Origin of the sequence: Actinomarinicola tropica (assembly GCF_009650215.1) — a bacterium.
In the GTDB taxonomy this organism is placed as follows: domain Bacteria; phylum Actinomycetota; class Acidimicrobiia; order Acidimicrobiales; family SKKL01; genus Actinomarinicola; species Actinomarinicola tropica.
On record NZ_CP045851.1, the window covers coordinates 1,648,156 to 1,668,113 of the forward strand.

Genomic DNA, 19,958 nt, shown 5'->3' on the forward strand with positions numbered 1-19,958 from the left:
GCCCGCTGCGGCACCGCCTCCGCCGGGCCCACCCGCTGCGGCGCCTCCTCCGCCTCCCGGGTCCCCGGCGGCCGCGCCGCCACCTCCCGCAGCGGCACCTCCGCCGGCCGCCCCCGCCACGCCGCCGCCCCCTCCGGCCCCGACCGCCGAGGACCCGGCCGCGCTCGGCGCCAACCTCGGCCGGCTCGGGATGCTCTCGCGCCGCTCGGCCAAGCCGGCGGCGCAGATCGCCTCGGTGCTCCTCGAGGAGGGCGAGCGCGTCGAGCAGCTCGTCGGTGGCCGGTACCTCGGCGAGAGCGCGGTGGGGCTGCTCACCGACCGACGGTTCCTCGTCGTCAACGACCGCGAGTGGCGGCCGGACGTGCGCTCCATCCCGGTCGACCCGTCGGTGCAGGTCCAGGGCTACGGCGACGACAAGTCGGCGTCGCTCACGTTCTCGGGCGCCGGCGAGCCGCTGACCATCGAGTCGATCAGCGACACCGGGCTCGCCCGGGAGATGGCGCAGCGGGTGAGGATGCGCACCGGACAGGCGTGAGGGGGACCGGCCGTCGGCGCTCGCGTCGGCGGCCGGTTCTGACCCCGTCGGGGCTTTGCTACACTCATGAGTCCCACGCGGACGTGGCTCAGTTGGTAGAGCATCACCTTGCCAAGGTGAGGGTCGCGGGTTCGAATCCCGTCGTCCGCTCCACACGAAACCCCCCGCTTCAGCGGGGGGTTTCGTCGTTGCGGGGTTCCGCGTCGTCCCAGAGGCGTCCTCGATGCTCTAGGAGGATGTGGGCACCGTGGACGTGAGAGCCGACGAGGACGAGTTCGTGGCCTTCGTCGGCGACGTCGAGCCCCGCCTGCGCCGAGCACTGGTCGCCCTGCGAGGCGCCGACCGCGGCCGTGACGCCGCCGCCGAGGCTCTGGCGTGGGCGTGGGAGCACTGGGCCGAGGTCCGGCGGATGCAGAACCCCGCCGGCTACCTCTACCGGGTCGGCCAGAGCCGGAGCCGGGCGCGCCGCATCCGCCTGCTACCGGCGCGAGCCGAGGCGGCGCCTCCCGACAGCATCGATCTTGTTCGCGCGCTGCGGACCCTGACCGAACGCCAACGCACGGCCGTGGTCCTGGTGCACGGGTGCGGCTGGTCCTACGACGACGTCGCCGAGGCGCTCGAGGTCTCGAAGTCGTCGGTCGGCACGCACGTCCAGCGGGGCCTGGAGCGCCTCCGTGACGAGCTCGGAGAGGAGCAGGCATGACGACGAACGGGATCGAGGAGCGACTTCGTCAGCACGTCGAGCGGCTCGACGACCCGGTGGCCCCGATCACTGCGACCGAGGCGATGGACCGACGGGTGACGCGCGGGCGGTCGGTCGTGCCGTGGGTGAGCGCCGCAGCGGCGCTGCTGGTCGTCGTGGGAGCTGTCGCGGTGGTCCTGGCGCAGCGAGCGGACGACACGAGCCGCGTCGCCACGGCGCCGGTCGACACCCCGGGAGCGCCGCCCGCGGACCAGCTCGCTCCTCTCGACGACGCCGTGGAGCTGTGGCTGAGCGCCCCCGAGGTGCCCCCTGGCGACCACGAGGTCGTGGCGGCGCTCCGGGCCCACGACGAGCTCGATGCCACGTTCGGTGTCCTCGCCGAGGTCGAGCGGTGGGACGGGACGCGGTGGACCGTGTTCGGGGAGGTGGCCATGTGCCTCGATCACTGGCACTGCACCGCAGAGGTGCGCCGTCCAGGCGCCGTGGAGGGCATCGAGGACATCGGTCTCTCGGCGAGCCCCGGGGCCGCTGGGCCGGTGGAGCGCTTCTCGGTGACGGGCCTCGAACCGGGTTGGTACCGGATCTCCCACGCCGCGTTCGAGGGGGTGGAAGCGAGCGGCATCCTGCGCATCACGGCAGGTGCCCCGCCGCCCGTGCCGTTGTGGCCGACCGACGCTGTGGCCGTCTCCACCCAGCCTCCGTTCGTCCCCACGGGCGGTGCGACGGTGCTCCTCTCGGCCCTCGTGCCACCGGACGACGGAGGGAACCTCTCCGCCGAGGACATCGAGGCGGCCGTCGCCGGCATGGACGAGGAGGTCTCGCTCGAGCGGTGGGAGGGGGAGGGGTGGGTGCCGGTGGCCCAGCTGCCCTTGGTGGCCGTGCCAGAGGGGCTCGGCGCACGCGCCGTGGAGGTCCCGCCCCTCGACCCCGGGGCGTACCGCCTCGTACGGGAGGGCCCGGGCGGACCGCACGTCGGCAACCTCTGGGTCGTCGACCCGGTGGAGGCGGGGGCCGCATCGGCGGCCGAGGTGCCGCGCGACCACGAGATCCGCCTCGCGGACCCACCGATGGTGGTGCGGACCGGGAGGTGGTGAGGTCGATGGCGACGAGCCTGGAGATCGACCGATGACCCAGGCGTGACACCAGGTGCAGGTGGGCAGACCTGGGCCATGAGCGATGCGACGACTCCCGACCCGTCCGACGAGGCGGTGGCCAGCCGGGCGGAGCTGCTGCCCGAGGAGCAGGCCGCCGGCAGCGACGACCCCGAGGCGCAGGCGGAGGCCATCCTCACCGAGTCCGAGGAGCGAGCCGCCGATCGCGGCGCCGCTCCGAGCACCCACCTCGAGGAGCGCACCTCGGAGGAGGTCACCGAGGATCCGTCCCCACCGGCCTGAGGTGGCCCACCCCTGGGGGTGGCTGGCCCAATCGTGCGTTTCAGGTGCGGCCTGGGGGTTAGGGCACGGGGGTCGGCGGGGAACCGACGACCACAGGAGATCCGCGATGGACAACACCGATCATCTGCGTCCCGACCCCGCTCCAGGCGACGATCCCCGTCGCCACGAGGGGTCCACGATGACGGCCACGACCGACCGGGCCAAGGAGGCCGCGGGCGAAGCTCGTGGCGAGGCGTCGACCGTGGCGCACGAGGCCCGCGACCAGGTCGCGCACGTCGCCCACGAGGCCCAGGAGGGCATGCGTGACGTCGTCGACGAGGCCCGCCACGTCGTCCACGACGAAGCAGACCGTCAGACCCACTCCGTCGCCGAGTCGATGCACCGGCTCGCCGGCGACCTCCGTGCGATGGCCGACCGCTCCGAGAGCGACGGCGTCGCCTCCGACTACGTCGGACGCATCGGGCGCACCCTCGACGACGTCGCCCAGCGGCTCGACGACGACGGGGTCGATGGCGCACTCGACGAGATGCGCAGGTTCGCCCGGCGCCACCCCGGCATGTTCCTCGCCGGGTCCGCGTTCGGTGGGTTCGCCCTGGCGAGGGTCATGCGCCACGCCAACGCGCCGGGCAGCTCGTCGCCGCAGCGCAGCGACGGCGGGTCGATCGGCACCCCGCAGCTGCAGGGAGAGGGCCAGCTCACCGAGTACGGGCGGTCCCAGATGCGTGGACAGGGCCAGGACTCGGGCGGGCGTCGGGAGGACATCGACCTCCGCGACGACTACGAGCGTCGCCCGGCCGATGCACCCCAGCTGCGGGACGACATGCAGGAGTGGGTGCGGCCATGACCGTCGTCGACGACCGCGCTGCGGCGCCGCCACCTCCGGACGCACCACGCGCCACGGACGAGCGGTCGCTGCCCTCGCTCGCCGGCGAGCTCGGTGAGGAGGTCCGCCAGCTGGCCCGCCTCGAGTTCGACCTCGCGAAGGCCGAGGTCAGCGAGGCCGCGGGCCACGCGAAGAAGGCCGGCATGGGCTTCGGCGCCGCCGGTGTCCTCGGCTACGTCGGCATCCTGTTCGCCAGCTTCGCGCTGGCGTTCGGCCTCGCCGAGCTCCTGCCCACCTGGCTCGCCTTCCTCATCGTCGCCCTCGTGTGGGCGCTCGGCGCCGCCGTCGCCTACGGCATGGGCCGCCGGAACCTGAACGCCTTCGATCCCGTGCCCCGCCGCACGATCGACACCCTCAAGGAGGACGTCACATGGCTGCGTCACCGGACCAGCTGACCCAGGACATCGCCACCACCCGCCAGCGGATGGGTGGCACCCTCGACCAGGTCCAGCACCGGGTCGACCCGCGGGAGGCCTGGCAGCGCCGCCAGCCCGCCGTGCGGTCGAAGGTGACCGAGCTGAAGGACACCGTGATGGGCACCGCCGACGACATGTCGGGACGGGTCGGCGACGGCGCCGCCGGGGCGGCCGATCGGCTGGCGCACGGCACCCAGGGCAACCCCCTCGCCGCAGGGCTCGTGGCGTTCGGCGCCGGTCTGCTCGCCGGCTCGGTGATCCCGTCGTCGCGGGCCGAGCGCCGCGCGGTGGCCGACCTGCAGGGACGGGCGCAGGAGCCCGTCACCCAGGCCCTGTCAGAGTCCGGCGAGGAGATCCGCTCCCGCGTCGGCGAGGAGGCCCACCAGGCCGTCGACCACACGAAGGAGGCGGCCTCCGACGCCACCCAGCAGGTGACCGACACGGCGACCGCCTCGGCCGAGCGCGTCAGGGACGAGGCCTCCCACGCCGCGCAGGACGTGCGACGCGACATCGAGGGGAGCTGACCCATGACCCGCGCGGGCGACACCACGACCGGCTCGATCGACCTGCGGCGCGACACCAGCGTCGCCGATGCGGGCGGTGACGACCACGGTCGCAACGCCGAGCAGCCGACCGACATACCGGCATCCGGTTGGAAGGCGGTCGCCCGGCGGGTCGGGCAGCAGTTCAAGGAGGACCGCGTCACCCTCACCGCCGCGGGGGTCGCGTTCTTCGGCTTCCTCGCCGTGATCCCTGGTCTCGTCGCGCTCGTCTCGGTCTACGGGCTCTTCGGTGACCCCGACACCGTGCAGGACACGGTGCGCGACGTCGCCGGCACGATGCCCGAAGAGGCGCGGGACATGCTCGTCAACCAGCTCGAGTCGATCACGAGCACATCGGGCGGTGCGCTCACCCTCGGCCTGATCATCTCGCTCGCCGGTGCGCTGTGGGCGGCGTCGTCGGGCATGGCGTACCTGATGGACGCCCTCGGCGTCGTCTACGACGAGGACGAGGAGCGCGGGTTCGTCGCCAAGCGCCTCACGGCCATCGGCCTCACGATCGGGGCCATCGTCTTCGGCATCGTCGCCATCGCCGCCATCACCGTGTGGCCGGCGGTGGTGTCGGCGATCGAGCCGCCCTCACCCCTCGGGTGGCTGCTCCGGCTCGCCGTGTGGCCGGTGCTCGCCGTCGCCCTCGCCGCCGCGCTGGCGCTGCTCTACCGCCTCGGCCCCGATCGCGAGGACGCCGAGTGGCGGTGGGTGACGCCGGGCTCGATGATCGCCGTCGTGGTCTGGATCGCCGCCTCGATCGGCTTCCAGGTGTACGCCGGGAACTTCGGTTCGTACAACGAGACCTACGGCTCGCTCGGCGCGGTGGTGATCATGATGCTGTGGCTGTGGCTGTCGGCCATCGCGGTGCTGCTCGGCGCCGAGATCAACGCCGAGATGGAGCTCCAGACCGCCCGGGACACGACGACCGGAGCCGATGAGCCGATGGGCGCCCGCGGCGCGGAGGTCGCCGACAACGTCGCCCACGACTGACGCGTCTCGCTCGTCCTCGCCCTCGGACGCCACCATGGGCCCATGGGGCACGACGCGGGTGGACGGATCGATCGGGCGATCGTCGAGGACCTGATCCACGACGTCCAACGGGACAACCTGCCGCTGACGGCGGCGGGCGTCGCCTACTTCGGGTTCCTCTCGATCATCCCGACGCTCATCGCCACGGTCTCGATCTGGGGGCTGGTCGGGGACCCGGCGCGGATGCAGCGGCGGATCGACGAGCTCGCCACCGCGCTGCCCGCTGGCGCCCGCGACCTGCTGTCGAGCCAGCTCGACTCCATCACCGCGACGTCCGAGCGGGCGCTGAGCGTCGGCGCCGCGATCTCCGTCGTGGTCGCGCTGTGGGTGGCGTCCACCGGCATGAGCCACCTGATCGGCGCCGTCAACAAGATCCACCGCGACACGGACCGGCGGAGCTTCGTCGCTCGGCGATGGCTCGCCATCCAGCTGACCCTCGGGGCGGTCGCCTTCGCCCTCGTGGCGCTCGCCGCGATCACGATCTGGCCGTCGGTCGTCCGCGCGCTCGGACTGCCCTCGCCCGCGTCGACGCTCCTGCGGCTCGCGGTGTGGCCGGTGCTCGCGGCCTGCCTCGCGCTCGGGCTGGCGGTGCTCTACCACCTGGCGCCGAACCGCCAGGGCCGCTGGGAGTGGTGGACGTGGGGCTCGGCGGTGGCGATCGCCGTGTGGACGTTGGCCTCGATCGGCTTCCAGATCTACGCCGCGAACTTCGCGTCGTTCAACGAGACCTACGGATCGCTGGCGGCCGTGGTGGTCTTCCAGACGTGGCTGTGGCTGTCGGCCATGGCGGTGCTGCTCGGTGCGGAGGTCGACGAAGCGCGCGACGCCCAGCGCCAGCGGGAGTTCCTCCTGTCGTCCCCGTCGGACGACGTACCGTAGGCCGGTCCATCGCCTGAGGGGGCCACGTGCCGTTCGACCACGCCATCACGACCCAGGAGCAGCTGCGGGAACGCTACGGCGACACCCCCGAGATCGTGCTCCGCAAGATCGTCGACCGCATCGACGACGGCGCCCGCGGCTTCATCGCCGCGTCGCCCTTCTTCGTCCTCGCCACGTCCTCACCCACCGGCACCGATGCGTCCCCGCGCGGCGGCCCTCCGGGGTTCGTGGCCGTCCTCGACGAGCACCGCGTCGCGTTCGGCGACCTCTCCGGCAACCGCATCCTCGACTCGTTCTCGAACCTGGTCGCCGAGCCGCAGGTCGGGCTGCTGTTCACCATCCCCGGGGTGGACGAGACGCTGCGGCTGAACGGCCGGGCGACCCTCACCACCGATCCCGACGTGCTGGCGGCGTGCGCGATCGACGGCCGGACCCCCAAGGTCGCGGTCGGCATCGACGTCGAGCAGGTGTACATCCACTGCGCGAAGGCCTTCCGTCGCAGCGGCCTGTGGGATCCGTCGAGCTGGCTCGACCCCGCGGACCACCCGAACGCCGCCTGCATCCTCCGCGACCACATGGAGCTCGAGGTCGACCCCCAGCTCATCGAGGACGACCTCGAGCGGGGCTACGCCGCGGCGATGTGGGAACCCGGCGGCTAGCTCGACCTGGCGAAGCGCTCGGGGATCCAGCGACCGAGCAGCTCGTGGATCTCGGCGTCGGCCTCGACCAGGCCGTGGCCCGCCCCCGGGTAGACGACGAGCTCACCACCGGTGAGCATCTGCACCATCTCGCTCGCGGCATGGGGGAGGATCGGATCGCTGTCGCCGTGGAGGTGCAGGACCGGGCACCCGAGGAGCTCGCCCGGCTCGCACCCGCCGGCCTGGGTGGAGGCGGTGACGACGCCCTCGGCCATGTCACCCAGCGCCGCGGCGACCTGGATCGCGACCGCGCCGCCGAACGAGTGGCCGACGGTGACGAAGCGGCGCGCGCCGCGACGGGCCGCCAGCTCGGCGGCGGCCAGCACGTCGAGGACGCACAGGTCGAGGTCGTTCGGCACCCGGTAGCCGACGCGGATGACGCCGAGGCCCTGGGTCGCGAGCTCGACGCCGAGGCGCTGGTACAAGCCCCGACCCGGACCGAGCAGCCCGCCCATGGCGCCGCCGGCCATCAGCACCACGTCGCGGCGGTCGGCCTCGCCGTGCCAGAGGAGCGTGAGCAACCCCTCGCGGGTGTACATCTCGATGTGGTCGAGGGCGTCGGTGAGCGCGACCTCCGTCGCGGCCATCGTCCCGAGCGCCGCCAGCGGCCCCGGCGCGTCGCCCGTCGGGCCCCCGGCATCCATGTCCGCCAGTGTGGCGCACGCGCCTACACTCGGGCACCCGGTGGGCTCGCCCACCGCTCCCGCGCCGGTGCCCGAGCGGCCCAAGGGAACGGCCTGCAAAGCCGTACAGTCGTCGGTTCAAATCCGACCCGGCGCTCTCGAACGTGGGGCCGACCCCGGTGGTCGGCCCCACGTCGCGCCCCGACCTAGGGTTGGCCGATGGCTGCTCCGATCGGCATCGAGGTGGTGGGTCACGTCGCCGTGATCGAGATGCAGGCCCCGCCGCACAACTTCCTCACCCCGACCCTCGTCGAGGGCGTCGCCGAGGCGCTCGAGTCGTTCGACGACGACGCCCACGTGCGCGCCGCGGTCCTCTGCGCCCAGGGCCGCTCGTTCTGCGCGGGCGCCAACTTCGGTGGCGACGACGGCCCCCTCGGACCTGGCAGCGGCGCGGAGCCGGTCGGCGGGTCGGTCACCGAGCGGATGTACGCCGCGGCGGCTCGGCTGTGCGAGGTGGCGACGCCGTTCGTCGCCGCCGTCCACGGGCCGGCCATCGGCGGCGGGCTCGGCCTGGCCATGACGGCCAACCTCCGGGTCACCTGCCCCGAGGCCCGCTTCTCCGCGAACTTCGCGGCACTCGGCTTGCACCAGGGCTTCGGGCTCTCCGTCCTCCTCCCCGAGGTGCTCGGCACGACGCGCGCCGCCGAGGTCCTCCTGACCGCCACCCGGTACGACGGCGAGTCCGCGACGGCGCTCGGGATGGCCGATCGTTGCGTGCCCCTCGACGACGTGCGGGCCACGGCCGTCGACCTGGCGGCGCAGATCGCCGTCAACGCCCCGTTGGCGCTCCGGTCGATCAACCGCACGCTCCGGGCCGGCCTCGCCGATCGGGTGCGCGCCGCCACGGCGCACGAGGCCGAGCAGCAGCGGATCCTGTCGAGCACCGCCGACGCCGCGGAAGGGATCCGGGCGGTCACCGAGCGCCGACCGGGGAACTTCACCGGGAGCTGACGTGAGCGACGTCGACCCCGGCGGGTGGGTCCAGGGCCCGGACGGCCGCTGGTACCCGCCCGACGCCGTCCCGCCGGGGCTCGTCCGCCGGGGCCCGGGAGGGGCCTTCGTGCTCGACGTGCCCATCGACGAGCTGGGGGAGGCGCCGGGCGACGCTCCGCCCGACGTGCCGGGTGTGACCCGACGCCGGCGCGCCGCGGATCGGGCGACCACGGATGTCGACGCACCCGCCCCGCCGCCCGGGCCGGGGCACCCGTCGCGCCGTCGGCGCCCGCCGATGCTGGAGCGGGTCGGCGGCCCCATCCGCCCGACGCCGACGATCTACTTCGGGCGTCCGCCGGGCACCGAGAACCGTCGCGCCGGCATCGCGGCGCTCACCGGCGCGCTGAGCCTGGTCCTCGCGGCGTGGGTGCCGTGGGCCGTGCGCACCCCGGACCACCTGGCGCACCGTCACGTCGGCTGGCGGGACGCCAACGGCGCCCTGGGACCCGGCTGGACCGCGCTGGTGCTCGGCCTCGTGGCCCTGGGCCTCGCCGCCGCGGCGCTGCGGGGCCGCCACGAGACCTGGTTGCGGTGGGCGGACGCCGCGACCGGGGGCGCGGCGCTGCTGGTCCTGGCCGTGGAGGGGACGCGGATCGTACGGGCCGGGGGCACCGCGGAGGACGTCTCCGAGGGCCTGGCGACGGTGTCGCCGTCGTGGGGCCTGCTGCTCCTCGCGGTCGGCGGAGCCGCCCTGCTCGTCGCCGCGGCGACGCACCGCACCGACCCACCGGCGTGGCGCCGGCCGTGACGGCGGCGTCGGGAACGCCTGCTACGCTGCTGCATCCACGGCCCGCCACGGCGGGGTCCGGGGCGCATAGCTCAGTTGGTTAGAGCGCTACCTCGACACGGTAGAGGTCACAGGTTCGAATCCTGTTGCGCCCACTCTCCACCACGCACCCGGAGCGATGAGCGACACACCGACGGCCACCGAGCACCCGGCACCGTCGGCCTCCTCCGCCCGGTGGATGCAGGGGGCCTGGTGGGCCACCGCGCTCTTGGGCGTCGCCACCGCCCTCACCGCGCTGTCGGCGCGCGACGCGGCCGCCGCGTGGGTCGCCAGCGGCTCCCGGCCCGACGCGGTCGACTGGGAGGAGCTGGAGGTCGGCGCATCCGGCGCGATGAGCCTCCTGGCCCTCGCCACGTTCGCGGCGCTCGTGGCCACGATCGCCTGGATGTGGCACACCCACCGCCACCTGGCGTCGGTGCGGAGCCACCCGAGCCGGTGGGGGACCGGGTGGACGGTGATCGGCTGGTTCATCCCGGTCGTGAACTTCGTGATCCCGAAGGTGCTCCTCCAGGAGTCCGAGCGGGTCGCGCTCGACGCCGCCGGCGGGCCACGCCGGACGCTCTCCTGGGTCGGCCACGTGTTCTGGGTCGGCTGGGTCGTCGGCTCGATCGGCATCGGCGTCGCCACCGTCGTGTGGGACGGCACCGTCGACCTGGCCGCGCTCGAGTCGATCGACCGGTCCGCGGTCCTCGACGCCTACACCTGGCGCATCGTCGGCGGGTTCGGCCTCGGCGTCGCCGGGGCCGCCGGTGCGCTCCACCTGCGCCGACTCCACCGGCTGGTGGTCGCGGCGGGCGGCGCAGCGCCGGACGACGAGGCGGCGTAGGCCCAGCGCTCGTGCCACACCTCGCGGTAGACGCCGCGTAGGAAGTAGTCCCGCACCGAGCGGATGGGTGGGCCGTCTCGGCGCCCGAGCAGCCAGAACGGCAGCACGGTGGCCAGGGCGTAGTCGAGCCCGACGAGGGGGAGGTAGAGCGGCCCGAGCAGGCGGGCCTGGAGCACGTGGACGTCCTCGTGGGCATCGACGCGGTCGTTGCTCCCCGCCTTCACCACCCCGACCGTCGTCGCGAAGCCTGCGATCGCCTGGCGCTCGAGCCAGATCGAGCCGGAGCCCCGGCTGCGCCCCGGCAGGCCACGGTTGCCACGGGCCAGTTGGTGCAGCAGGAACGCGGCGCCGGCGATCGTGTTCGGCGCGCTCCACGTGCTGTCGACGAGCCAGCGGCGACGTCCGACCGGATCGTCGGCGTAGGGGGCGTGGCGGGCGACGACGACGGCGTAGGGGAGCGCGACGGCCGCCACGAGGAGACCGCCGATCGCGCCGGCGCCCCGGCGGCCCGATGCCGCCCGGCCCGACGCCGCCCCGAGGGCGACGAGGAGCCCACCCTGCCCCACCGCAGCGGCGCGTGGGGTCAGGTGGAGACGGGAGGCGACGACGCGACGCAGCACCCGGCCATCATGGCCTCAGCGGACCCGGGCGGCCTCGCGCTGGCGCTTCAGCTCGTCGCGCTGGGCGGCGAACACCACGCTGACCAGCCGGTCCCGCTCGGCCGGGGAGAGGGCGGTGAACCGCAGGCGCACCACCAGGGTGTCGCCCGAGGTGTGGGAGCCGAGCACCACGCCCAGGTGGTCGTGGGAGAACCGCTCCGACCGGAAACGCACCTGGACCACCTCGTCGATCGGGGGCACCGGGTCCTCGGCCGGCCACGCCAGCGCCACGCCGCCGGCGCTGAGGTCGATCGTGCGGCACATCGTCTGCTGGTCCTTCTCGACCCGCTCGACCGACGCGACGAGGTCGATCGCCACCCGCACGTGCTCCCGCCGCTGGATGCGCTCCGCCCGTCCCGGCGAGGCGATCGTGACCCGCACCTTGCGGTGGTTGAGCGCCAGCGGGTCCGAGGCGGTGATGACCGAGTCGAAGGTGTGGACGCCCGAGGGCTCGACGTAGCTGACCCGCACCTTGGCGCCGACCCGGAGGTCGGAGTCGTCGTAGACCTCGAGCATGGCGTTGAGCCCGCTCTTCCCGATGTCGATCGTCTGGCCCGAGACGTTGGCGGGCCGACCGTCGACCTCGTGGAGGACGGTCTTCATGTCGGGTCGGAAGACGATCGTGGTCTCGGTCATGGCGCGTCCGTGCGGCAGGGAGGTCCCGGTACGCCCTCGGTCGGCCCGCTCGGTCCCGAGATGAGGGGCCGCGCCGGATCACGTCCGTTCGGCCTGTTCTGGGTCGTCGTGGGCCGGAGGGAGGGCGACGAGGAAGATCCCCGCACCGGCCACGCCGAGCGCCGCGACCACCCCCGAGGAGGCCCCGAGGCCCACGAGACCGATGGTGGCCGCGGCCACGAGCGGGCCACCGGCCTGGCCGACGTCGGACACCAGCCGCCACACGCCGAGGAAGGACGCGCGTGCCCCCGGCGGCGCGTAGTCGGCGCCGAGCGTCATCACGATGCCGCTGCCGAGTCCGTTGCCGATGCCCATCAGCACCCCGGCGGCGGCCAGCGTGGCGACGGAGTCCGTGAACGGCACCCACGCGAAGCCGAGGGCCAGGAGCACCAGGCACGGGACGGCGACGGCGCGGCGCCCGAACCGATCCGACGCCAGGCCCACCGGGTAGAAGAGCGTCATGTCGACGGCGGAGGAGAAGCTGAAGATGAGGCTGACCTGGGCCGCGTCGAGGCCGATGCGCTCGCCCCACAGGGGGACGATCGCGATCCGGGAGACGCGCAGGACGCCGAGGCACGCCGCGGCGACGCCGGCGGTGGCGAAGACGTGGCGATGCGACCGGACGACCTGGGCCACCGGCAGGTGGGCGTGCGGGGGCACCGACGTGGCGTGGGGGTCGGGGACCGAGACGAGGACGAGCCAGCCGGCCACGGCGAGCACGATGTGGACCAGGTACGCCCCGTCGAGCCCGCCGAGCGCGATCGCTCCGGCTCCGACGAGCGGACCGATGAAGTTGCCGATGCGCTGCACGCCCCCGAGCGTCGACAGCGCCCGCCCGCGCAGGTGCATGGGCATGACCTCGCTGACGTAGCTCAGCCGGGCGAGGAGCCACACGGCCCAGCCGCATCCCATGACGAACATGCAGGCGGCGAAGACGTAGGCGTTCGGGCTGAGGATGCAGCCGACGAGGGCGACCGCGAGGAGCGCCGTGGCCGCCGCCATCGCGCGGCGCTCGCCGATGCGTCCGACGAGCGATCCCGCGGGCACGTCGAACACCATGGTGCCGATGCCGCGCAGCGCCACCACGACCGTGGCCATCGCCGCCGTGGCCCCCAGATCGGTGGCGGTGAGCGCGACGACGGGGATCACGGCCCCCTGGCCCACGGCGAAGAGCAGGGCGGGGAGGTAGACGGTGACGACGAGGGAGCGCAGCGTCGGGTCGTCCGGGCGCGACGGAGCCCCGGCACCGTCGGGTGGCCGGGGCTCCGTCACGGACGAGCCGTGCGCGGTCGGTGGGGACCGCTTAGCGCTTCTTGGTCTTGCCGAGCAGCCACTCCTTCATCGGGGCGGAGGTGCTCAGCTTGATCGAGCGGGACTTGCCGATCTTCACGGCCTCGCCCGTCTGGGGGTTGCGGCCGGTGCGGGGGGCACGCTCGCTCATGCTGAAGGCACCGAAGCCCGGCCAGCTGACCTTCTCGCCCGCCTTGACCGACTCGGCGGTGTAGTCGAAGAAGGCGCCGAGCACCGACTCGGCCTGGGCCTTGGAGACGCCGGCACGGTCGGCGACGCTGGAGATGAGCTCTGACTTGGTGGCCACTGAGGGGTCCCTCCATTGGGATCGGTTGACAGGGGTCAGGCGCGTGAGTTTGTCAGGCATCGCGGCGCGCGCGGTGGACTCTCGGCGCGCGGAACCCCAACGGGCATCAGGCCGAGAGCCGGTCGGCCACCCACCGGTCGACGAGGTCGGCGAGCACCGGCAGCGTGATGCCGCCCGAGCCGAGCACGACGTCGTGGAACGCCGGGAGGTCGAAGCGGTCGCCGAGGCGCTGCTCGGCGTCGCGGCGCAGCCGCACGATCTCGCGCTGGCCGGTCGTGTACGCGACGGCCTGGCCCGGGATGGCGACGTAGCGGTCGATCTCCGCCTCGAGCTCGTCCACGCCGACCGGCGCGTTGTCCCACAGGTAGTCCCGGGCCCGCTGGCGGCTCCAGCCGAGCGCGTGGAGGCCGGTGTCGACGACCAGCCGACCCGAGCGCCACGAGTCGCCGGCGAGCATGCCGAGCCGGGTGACGTCGTCGCTGTACAGGCCCATCTCGTCGGCCAGCCGCTCGGCGTAGAGGCCCCAGCCCTCGAGGTACGCCGTCGACCCGCCGTGGCGCCGGAACGCCGGCAGGCCCTCGAGCTCGCTGGCGATCGCCAGCTGGAGGTGGTGGCCGGGGATCGCCTCGTGGAAGGCGACGGACTCGGCCTCGACCCGGCTCTGGTCCGTGGCGTTGCGCCGGTTGATGAAGTAGGTGCCGGGTCGGGAACCGTCCTCGGTGGGCGGGAAGTAGTAGGCGCCGGGAGCGTCCTCGGCCAGGATCGGCGGCACCGGCTCCACGCGGCAGGCGGCCCGTGGCACGCGCCCGAACCAGGCGCCCATCACCGCCGCGGCGCGGGCCACCGTCGCCTCGGCCAGCTCGACGATCTCGTCCTCGGAGCGGAACCGCAGGTCCCGGTCCTCGCGGATGCGCCGGTGGATCTCGGCCACGTCGTCGGTGCCGAGCGCGCTCTGGCCGATCGCGCGGTACTCGTCGGGGAGCAGGTGCTCGACGCGCTCGACGCCGATGGCGTGCAGCTCGTCGGGGGTGATCGCGATCGAGGTGTGCATCCGCACCAGCTCGGCGTAGATCTCCTCGCCGTCGTCGAGCCAGCACAGCCCGGCCCGGTCGTCGGGTCGCGCGACGGGCAGGAGCTCGTCGGCGAGCACGGCGCGCAGCTGCTCGTAGGCGGGGCGGACGTGGCGGCGCACGACCTCCCGCAGCTCGTCGCGCCACCCGTCGTCGTCGGGTCCGCTGATGTTGGCGAACAGGTCGTCGTCGAGCGAGGACCCGAGGTAGCCGTCGACGCTGCTCAGCGACCGGGCCACGCACAGGCGCGCCGGCGTCCGGCCGCTCGCCACGCCGGCACGCCAGCGGTCCGCGACCGCCCCGAGCGCCGTGCCCATCTGGGCGAAGCGGGCGGTGAGTGCCCGGGCCTGCTCGACGCTCTCGGCCGCCAGCTGCGGGGCGCTCATCAGGTAGAGGAGGTGGGGCCCGTCCATCTGGTCGCTGCTCAGCTCGCTGAGGCGGAGGTCGATCTGGCGGATCCGGTCGTCGAGCTCGGTGCGGAGCAGGCTGGCGGTGACGACGTCCTCGGCGGTGAGCACCGAGCCGTCGATGCCGGCGAGACGTCGTCGCAGACCGTCGAGCCCGTCTCGCACCGCCTGCTCGCCCGCCTCGGAGTGGTCCTCGATGCGGTCGTCGAAGCGGTGGTCGCCGAGGATCGTCGCCGACGTCGGCTGGGTCGCCATCGTCAGGTCCCAGTACTCGGCGGCGATGCGGTCGAGCTCGGCGCTCGGGTGCGGCGTGTCGGTCACGGGTGCTCCTCGGCTGGCGGCGATCGGGTGCGTCGAGCGTAGGGCCCGCCCGGGGTTAGCCTCCGGGAGATGGCCTCCGCCGACGACCCCACGGTGGTCCCGCCCGACGGCTACCCGCGGCAGTGGGAGGCCGACGTGCTCCTCGCCGACGGCGCCACCGTGCACGTGCGGCCGATCCGGCCCGACGACGCCGACCGGCTGGTGGCGTTCCACAACCGCCAGTCGCCGGAGAGCATCTACCTGCGCTTCTTCTCCGCCCGCCCCCGGTTGTCGCCGCGCGAGGTCGAGCGGTTCACCCACATCGACTACGTCGACCGCATGGCGTTCGTCGCGGTCCTGGGCGACGAGATGATCGGCGTGGCCCGCTACGACCGCGAGCCCGAGACGCCCCGGGCCGAGGTCGCGTTCATCACCGACGACCACCACCACGGCCGCGGCTTGGCGACGCTCCTCCTCGAGTACCTCGCGGCGGTGGCCCGGGAGCACGGCATCACGACGTTCACGGCGACGACGCTGCCCCAGAACCGCAAGATGCTCGGCGTGTTCAAGCAGGCGGGGTTCACGGTCTCCACCCGCTTCAGCGAAGGCGTCATCGAGGTCCTGCTCGGCATCGAGGAGAGCCGCGAGGCCCTGGCCGCCATCGAGGACCGCGAGCGACGCGCCGAGGCCCGGTCGATCCTGCGGCTGCTGTCGCCCCGCTCGGTCGCCGTCATCGGTGCCGGTCGCCAGCGTGGCGGGCTCGGCCACGAGGCGTTCCGGAACGTCCTGGCCGGGGGCTTCAACGGACCCGCGTACCCCGTCAACGCCTCGGCGCCCTACGTGCTCAGCGTGCGTACCTACCCGACGATCCTCGACATCCCCGACGAGGTCGACCTCGCCGTCGTCGCCGTGCCCGGGCCGGAGGTGCTGGCCGTCGTCGAGCAGTGCGCGGAGAAGGGCGTGAAGGGTCTGGTCGTCATCTCCGCCGGCTTCGCCGAGACCGGGCCCGAGGGCGCGGAGCTCCAGCGGCGGGTCGTCGAGGTGGCGCGGGGGAACGGCATGCGCCTCGTCGGGCCGAACTGCATGGGGGTGGTCAACACCGCGCCCCTCGTGTCGCTGCGCGCCACGTTCGCCCCCATCACGCCGACGCCGGGCGGCCTGGCGTTCCTGTCGCAGTCCGGCACCCTCGGCACCGCCATCGTCGAGAACATGCACGAGCTGGGCCTCGGCCTGTCGAGCTTCCTCTCGCTCGGCAACAAGGCCGACGTCTCGCTGAACGACCTCCTCCAGTTCTGGGAGCAGGACGAGCGCACCGACGCGGTGCTGCTGTACCTCGAGTCGTTCGGCAACCTGAGGAAGTTCACCCGCATCGCCCGCCGCGTGGGGCGCTCCAAGCCGATCGTCAGCGTCACGAGCACCGGCGCCCGCCTCGACACCGCCGGCGAGCTCGACCTGCCGCCCGACGCCACGCTCGACGCGCTGCTCCGCCAGTCCGGCGTCATCCGCGTCTCGACGCTCACCGCGCTGTTCGACGTCACCCGGGTGCTGCTCAGCCAGCCGCTGCCGCGCGGCCCGCGCGTCGCGATCGTGTCGAACTCGAGCGGCCCGGCCCGCCTGGCGGTCGACGCCTGCCGCGGTGCGGGGCTCCAGCCCGCCGTGCTCCAGGAGGAGACGCGCCAGGCGATCCAGGCGGCGGTCCCGATCGCGACCCATGTCGCCAACCCGCTCGACCTCACCCACGCCGCCGGCCCGAGCCACTACGAGTCGACGCTGCGACGGGTGCTCGCCGACCCGGGGGTGGACTCGGTCATCGCGATCTTCGCCCCGCCGCTGCTCGCCCGCACCGACCAGGTCGCGATGTCGATCGCCGCCGCGGCGGACGGGGCCGACAAGCCGGTCCTGGCCGTCGTGCTCGGCGCCGACGCCCGACGTGGGGGAGTGGCCGCGGACCTGCCCGTGCCGCTCTACGGGTTCCCCGAGGAGGCGGCCCGCGCCCTCGGCCGGGTGGCCCAGTACCGCTCGTGGCTCATCGAGCAGGAGGGTCGCATCCCCGAGATCGAGGACGCCGATCCCGAGCTCGCGCACGAGATCGTCGCCCGTGAGCTCGCCACCGAGGCCACGACGGTCCTCGACCACGAGACCGCGATGCAGCTCGTCGCCACCTACGGGATCCGCCTCATCCCGACCCACCTCGTCGACGACGAGGACGCCGCGGTGGCCGCCGCGCACCAGATCGGCCTGCCGGTCGTGCTGAAGGCCACCGGTCTCGAGCGCCTCAGCAAGACCGAGACGGGCGGCCTCGCGGTCGACCTCCACCGCGACGACGAGGTGCGCCAGTCCTACGAGCGGATGGTCGACCACCTCGGCGACGCCATGCGCCCGGCCGTGGTACAGCCCATGGTGCCCACCGGGCTCGACGTCGCCATCCGGCTGGTGCAGAACGCCGCGGTCGGATCGGTGATCTCGATCGGTGTGGGCGGGGTCGTCGTCGACCAGGTCGGGTTCGACTCGCTGCGGTTCCTCCCGCTCACCGACGTCGACGCGGCCACGCTCATCGACTCGTCGCGCATCGGGGCGCTCCTGCCCGACGGGTCTCCGGAGCGTGCCCACCTGTGCGAGCTGCTGCTGCGGATCTCCGCGCTGGCCGAAGCCGTGCCGGAGGTCGCCGACCTGCGGCTCAACCCGGTGATCGTCTCCGCGTCGGGGGCCGCCGTCACCGAGGTGCGCGTGCGGATCGCCCGGTGGACGGCCGACGAGCACGCCGTCCGTCGCATCGAGGAGGACTGACCGCCCGTCGGTCGGTCAGTCGCGTGGCGGGCGCGGCTCGCGGGGCAGCCCGAGGACCCGCTCGCCGAGGATGTTCCGGAGGATCTGCGTGGTGCCGCCCATGATCGTGTAGCCGGGCGCGTAGCAGACGGCCCGTGCTGCCCGGCCCGCCAGCGCGGGCGTCGACTCGTCGGCCCAGAGCGTCGCGTGCGGGCCGAGCACCCGGGTGGCGAAGTCGGCGATCCGCTGCTCGAGCTCGGTGCAGAACGTCTTGGTGGCGGCGGAGAACCCGGCGGGCGCCTGCCCGAGCACCTCGCGCAGCACCATCAGGCGTCCGATCCGGTACCCGGTCTCGAGCGCCGCGACCTCCTGGCGGACCATCGGGTCGTCCCGGTCGGCCAGCGGCCGCACGTCGAGGTAGAGCGCCCGGTTGCTGACGAGCCGGTCGATGCCACCGCGCTCGTGCTCCATCTGGCGCATGACCTGGCGGAAGCTGCCGTTCTCGGTGCCGACCAGGTGGGACGCGGGGACGCGCACGCCGTCGAAGCGCACCTCGCAGAAGTGCTCGTTGCCGACGGCATCGCGGACGGGCAGGACCTCGACGCCAGGCGAGCGCACGTCGACGACGAGCTCGGACAGACCCTGGTGCGGCGGTGCGTCGGGGTCGGTGCGGCAGATCAGGTAGCACCAGTCGGCGTCGGCGGCTCCACTGGTCCAGATCTTCTGGCCGTCGACCACCCAGTGGTCGCCGTCGCGCACCGCCCGGGTGCGCAGCGACGCCACGTCGGAGCCGGCGTCGGGCTCGCTCATCCCGATGCACCACAGGGAGCGGCCGGCGACGATGTCGGGGAGCCACCGCTGCTGCTGGTCGGGAGTGCCGTACTCGAGCAGCGTCGGCCCGATCTGGCGGTCGGCGAACCACGAGCTGGCGATGGGGGCCCCCACCGAGATCAGCGCCTCGAACACGACGAACCGCTCGAGCGGCGAGCGCCCGCCGCCGCCGACCTCGGTGGGCCACGTCATGCCCAGCCACCCGCGCCGCCCGAGCTCCGCGGCGAAGGCCACGTCGTTGCCGACGAGCCACGAGTCCTCCCGGATGCCGTCGGACCGGGCCCACGAGGCGCCGAGGGCGGCGGCCTCGGACGCGAGCGCGTCGAGCGCGGGGTCGAGTGCGAAGTCCACAGCGGTCAGTCTGCTGCGGGGCCGCCGAGGCCGGAGTCCGGCGGGTACTGCGCGGCGCCCTTCTCGCACCAGTCGCGCAGCGCGTCCCACGGGTAGATGCCCGTCGCGTGGCCATCGTTCCAGGCGATCGACAGGCCCCACGCGCCGACGAACTGCGCATCGGCGATCGACAGCGGCAGCGGCGAGCGCGGCGTCGGCCACGGCTGCTCGCCCTTGTCGCGCGCGGCACGGCAGCCGGCGCAGGGACAGGCGAGGCGCAGCTCGAGCAGCTCGAACGTGCAGCGGTGCCCGTCGACGAACTCGACGGTGACACCCCGCTCGCGCTCGATGGTGACGTCGGCGACCTCGGTGCGCTCCACGCTCCGCATCCTGCCACGGGCACAGCGCAGGCCAGGAACCGCCGCGTTAGCGTCGCGCACGTGGAGATCCGTCCCGTCCGCCCCGAGGAGCACACCGAGCTCGCCGACCTCACGGTCGCCGCGTACCGCCACAGCGGGTACGACGAGGACGGGTACGAGGAGGAGCTGCGGGACGTCGCCGGCCGGGCGTCGGGCGCCGAGGTGCTCGTCCTCGTCGACGACGACGGCCGCATCGTCGGCGGGGTCACCTTCGTCCCGGACCACGCCAGCCCCTACGCGGAGTTCGACGCCGAGCACGCGTGCGGCATCCGGATGCTGGCCGTGCACCCCGACGCCCAGGGCCAGGGCGTGGGTGAGGCGCTGGCCACCGAGTGCATCGGCCGGGCGCGCCGGCTCGGCCGCCACGAGGTGATCCTCCACAGCGCCCGCACGATGCGCGCGGCGCAGCACATCTACGAGCGGCTCGGCTTCGAGCGGGACCCCAACCTCGACTGGTGGCCGAACCCCACCGTCGAGCTGCTCGGGTTCCGGTTGCACCTGTCCTGACCGGCCGCGCGGCCGGGACG

The 19,958-nt window shown here is 73.8% G+C and carries 22 protein-coding genes and 3 tRNA genes; 18 read left to right on the forward strand and 7 right to left on the reverse strand.

What is annotated here, in order from left to right; genetic code table 11:
* The first annotated feature begins 190 nt into the window (after positions 1–190).
* The 11 genes from GH723_RS18475 (at position 191) to GH723_RS08165 (ending at position 7,049) form a co-directional block, all read left to right on the forward strand.
* Positions 191–535: a hypothetical protein gene (locus tag GH723_RS18475; protein ID WP_195210604.1), complete on the forward strand. Its 345-nt coding sequence runs from the start codon at positions 191–193 to the stop codon at positions 533–535.
* Between the two features lie 77 nt (positions 536–612).
* Positions 613–688 (forward strand) — tRNA-Gly (locus tag GH723_RS08120).
* Between the two features lie 94 nt (positions 689–782).
* Entirely contained in the window at positions 783–1,238 is a 456-nt protein-coding gene (locus GH723_RS08125; protein ID WP_153759182.1) for an RNA polymerase sigma factor, read from the forward strand.
* Positions 1,235–2,332, forward strand: coding sequence for a hypothetical protein (locus GH723_RS08130; protein WP_153759183.1), 1,098 nt, complete (start codon positions 1,235–1,237; stop codon positions 2,330–2,332). Before GH723_RS08125 ends, GH723_RS08130 begins: the two co-directional genes overlap by 4 nt.
* 75 nt (positions 2,333–2,407) lie before the next feature.
* On the forward strand, positions 2,408–2,632 hold the full coding sequence (locus GH723_RS08135) for a hypothetical protein (RefSeq protein WP_153759184.1): 225 nt from the start codon (positions 2,408–2,410) through the stop codon (positions 2,630–2,632).
* Positions 2,633–2,810: 178 nt separating this feature from the next.
* Positions 2,811–3,476 (forward strand): hypothetical protein, encoded by a 666-nt coding sequence (locus GH723_RS08140; RefSeq protein ID WP_153759185.1) that lies wholly within the window; start codon positions 2,811–2,813, stop codon positions 3,474–3,476.
* Positions 3,473–3,910, forward strand: coding sequence for a phage holin family protein (locus tag GH723_RS08145; protein ID WP_153759186.1), 438 nt, complete (start codon positions 3,473–3,475; stop codon positions 3,908–3,910). The genes GH723_RS08140 and GH723_RS08145 overlap by 4 nt, the downstream gene beginning before the upstream one ends.
* Positions 3,886–4,455 carry a DUF3618 domain-containing protein gene (locus GH723_RS08150; protein WP_153759187.1) on the forward strand — a complete coding sequence of 190 codons (570 nt, stop codon included), beginning with the start codon at positions 3,886–3,888 and terminating at the stop codon, positions 4,453–4,455. Before GH723_RS08145 ends, GH723_RS08150 begins: the two co-directional genes overlap by 25 nt.
* A gap of 3 nt (positions 4,456–4,458) precedes the next feature.
* Positions 4,459–5,472: a YihY/virulence factor BrkB family protein gene (locus tag GH723_RS08155; RefSeq protein WP_153759188.1), complete on the forward strand. Its 1,014-nt coding sequence runs from the start codon at positions 4,459–4,461 to the stop codon at positions 5,470–5,472.
* Between the two features lie 42 nt (positions 5,473–5,514).
* The gene (locus tag GH723_RS08160; RefSeq protein ID WP_153759189.1) at positions 5,515–6,390 is read left to right on the forward strand and encodes a YihY/virulence factor BrkB family protein; all 876 of its coding nucleotides are present in this window, start codon (positions 5,515–5,517) and stop codon (positions 6,388–6,390) included.
* A gap of 26 nt (positions 6,391–6,416) precedes the next feature.
* The gene (locus GH723_RS08165; protein ID WP_153759190.1) at positions 6,417–7,049 is read left to right on the forward strand and encodes an MSMEG_1061 family FMN-dependent PPOX-type flavoprotein; all 633 of its coding nucleotides are present in this window, start codon (positions 6,417–6,419) and stop codon (positions 7,047–7,049) included.
* Here the strand turns inward: GH723_RS08165 and GH723_RS08170 are convergent.
* Positions 7,046–7,732: a dienelactone hydrolase family protein gene (locus GH723_RS08170; RefSeq protein WP_153759191.1), complete on the reverse strand. Its 687-nt coding sequence runs from the start codon at positions 7,730–7,732 to the stop codon at positions 7,046–7,048. The genes GH723_RS08165 and GH723_RS08170 overlap by 4 nt on opposite strands.
* 61 nt (positions 7,733–7,793) lie before the next feature.
* Between GH723_RS08170 and GH723_RS08175 the strand changes: the two genes are divergently transcribed.
* The 5 genes from GH723_RS08175 (at position 7,794) to GH723_RS08195 (ending at position 10,377) form a co-directional block, all read left to right on the forward strand.
* A tRNA-Cys gene (locus tag GH723_RS08175) sits at positions 7,794–7,868 on the forward strand.
* 62 nt (positions 7,869–7,930) lie between these two features.
* Positions 7,931–8,722 carry an enoyl-CoA hydratase/isomerase family protein gene (locus GH723_RS08180; protein ID WP_153759192.1) on the forward strand — a complete coding sequence of 264 codons (792 nt, stop codon included), beginning with the start codon at positions 7,931–7,933 and terminating at the stop codon, positions 8,720–8,722.
* Between the two features lies 1 nt (position 8,723).
* Positions 8,724–9,512 (forward strand): hypothetical protein, encoded by a 789-nt coding sequence (locus tag GH723_RS08185; RefSeq protein WP_153759193.1) that lies wholly within the window; start codon positions 8,724–8,726, stop codon positions 9,510–9,512.
* A 60-nt stretch (positions 9,513–9,572) separates the two neighbouring features.
* Positions 9,573–9,646 (forward strand) — tRNA-Val (locus GH723_RS08190).
* A gap of 23 nt (positions 9,647–9,669) precedes the next feature.
* Entirely contained in the window at positions 9,670–10,377 is a 708-nt protein-coding gene (locus GH723_RS08195) for a DUF4328 domain-containing protein (RefSeq protein WP_153759194.1), read from the forward strand.
* A gap of 635 nt (positions 10,378–11,012) precedes the next feature.
* Here the strand turns inward: GH723_RS08195 and GH723_RS08200 are convergent.
* The 4 genes from GH723_RS08200 to GH723_RS08215 form a co-directional block, all read right to left on the reverse strand.
* The gene (locus GH723_RS08200) at positions 11,013–11,672 is read right to left on the reverse strand and encodes a flagellar brake protein (protein ID WP_153759195.1); all 660 of its coding nucleotides are present in this window, start codon (positions 11,670–11,672) and stop codon (positions 11,013–11,015) included.
* A gap of 78 nt (positions 11,673–11,750) precedes the next feature.
* Positions 11,751–12,983 carry an MFS transporter gene (locus GH723_RS08205; RefSeq protein ID WP_229023178.1) on the reverse strand — a complete coding sequence of 411 codons (1,233 nt, stop codon included), beginning with the start codon at positions 12,981–12,983 and terminating at the stop codon, positions 11,751–11,753.
* Between the two features lie 31 nt (positions 12,984–13,014).
* On the reverse strand, positions 13,015–13,308 hold the full coding sequence (locus GH723_RS08210; protein ID WP_229023180.1) for an HU family DNA-binding protein: 294 nt from the start codon (positions 13,306–13,308) through the stop codon (positions 13,015–13,017).
* A gap of 106 nt (positions 13,309–13,414) precedes the next feature.
* The gene (locus tag GH723_RS08215) at positions 13,415–15,106 is read right to left on the reverse strand and encodes a DUF885 domain-containing protein (RefSeq protein WP_229023181.1); all 1,692 of its coding nucleotides are present in this window, start codon (positions 15,104–15,106) and stop codon (positions 13,415–13,417) included.
* Between the two features lie 69 nt (positions 15,107–15,175).
* Here GH723_RS08215 and GH723_RS08220 point away from each other — a divergent pair, with 69 nt between their 5' ends.
* Positions 15,176–17,872 carry a bifunctional acetate--CoA ligase family protein/GNAT family N-acetyltransferase gene (locus GH723_RS08220; RefSeq protein WP_153759197.1) on the forward strand — a complete coding sequence of 899 codons (2,697 nt, stop codon included), beginning with the start codon at positions 15,176–15,178 and terminating at the stop codon, positions 17,870–17,872.
* Between the two features lie 15 nt (positions 17,873–17,887).
* Here the strand turns inward: GH723_RS08220 and GH723_RS08225 are convergent, their stop codons facing one another.
* Positions 17,888–19,033: an acyl-CoA dehydrogenase family protein gene (locus GH723_RS08225; protein ID WP_153759198.1), complete on the reverse strand. Its 1,146-nt coding sequence runs from the start codon at positions 19,031–19,033 to the stop codon at positions 17,888–17,890.
* A 5-nt stretch (positions 19,034–19,038) separates the two neighbouring features.
* On the reverse strand, positions 19,039–19,392 hold the full coding sequence (locus GH723_RS08230; RefSeq protein WP_195210605.1) for a DUF971 domain-containing protein: 354 nt from the start codon (positions 19,390–19,392) through the stop codon (positions 19,039–19,041).
* A 60-nt stretch (positions 19,393–19,452) separates the two neighbouring features.
* Between GH723_RS08230 and GH723_RS08235 the strand changes: the two genes are divergently transcribed.
* A complete protein-coding gene (locus GH723_RS08235; RefSeq protein WP_153759200.1) occupies positions 19,453–19,938 on the forward strand; it encodes a GNAT family N-acetyltransferase in 486 nt (161 codons plus the stop codon).
* The last annotated feature ends 20 nt before the right edge of the window (positions 19,939–19,958 follow it).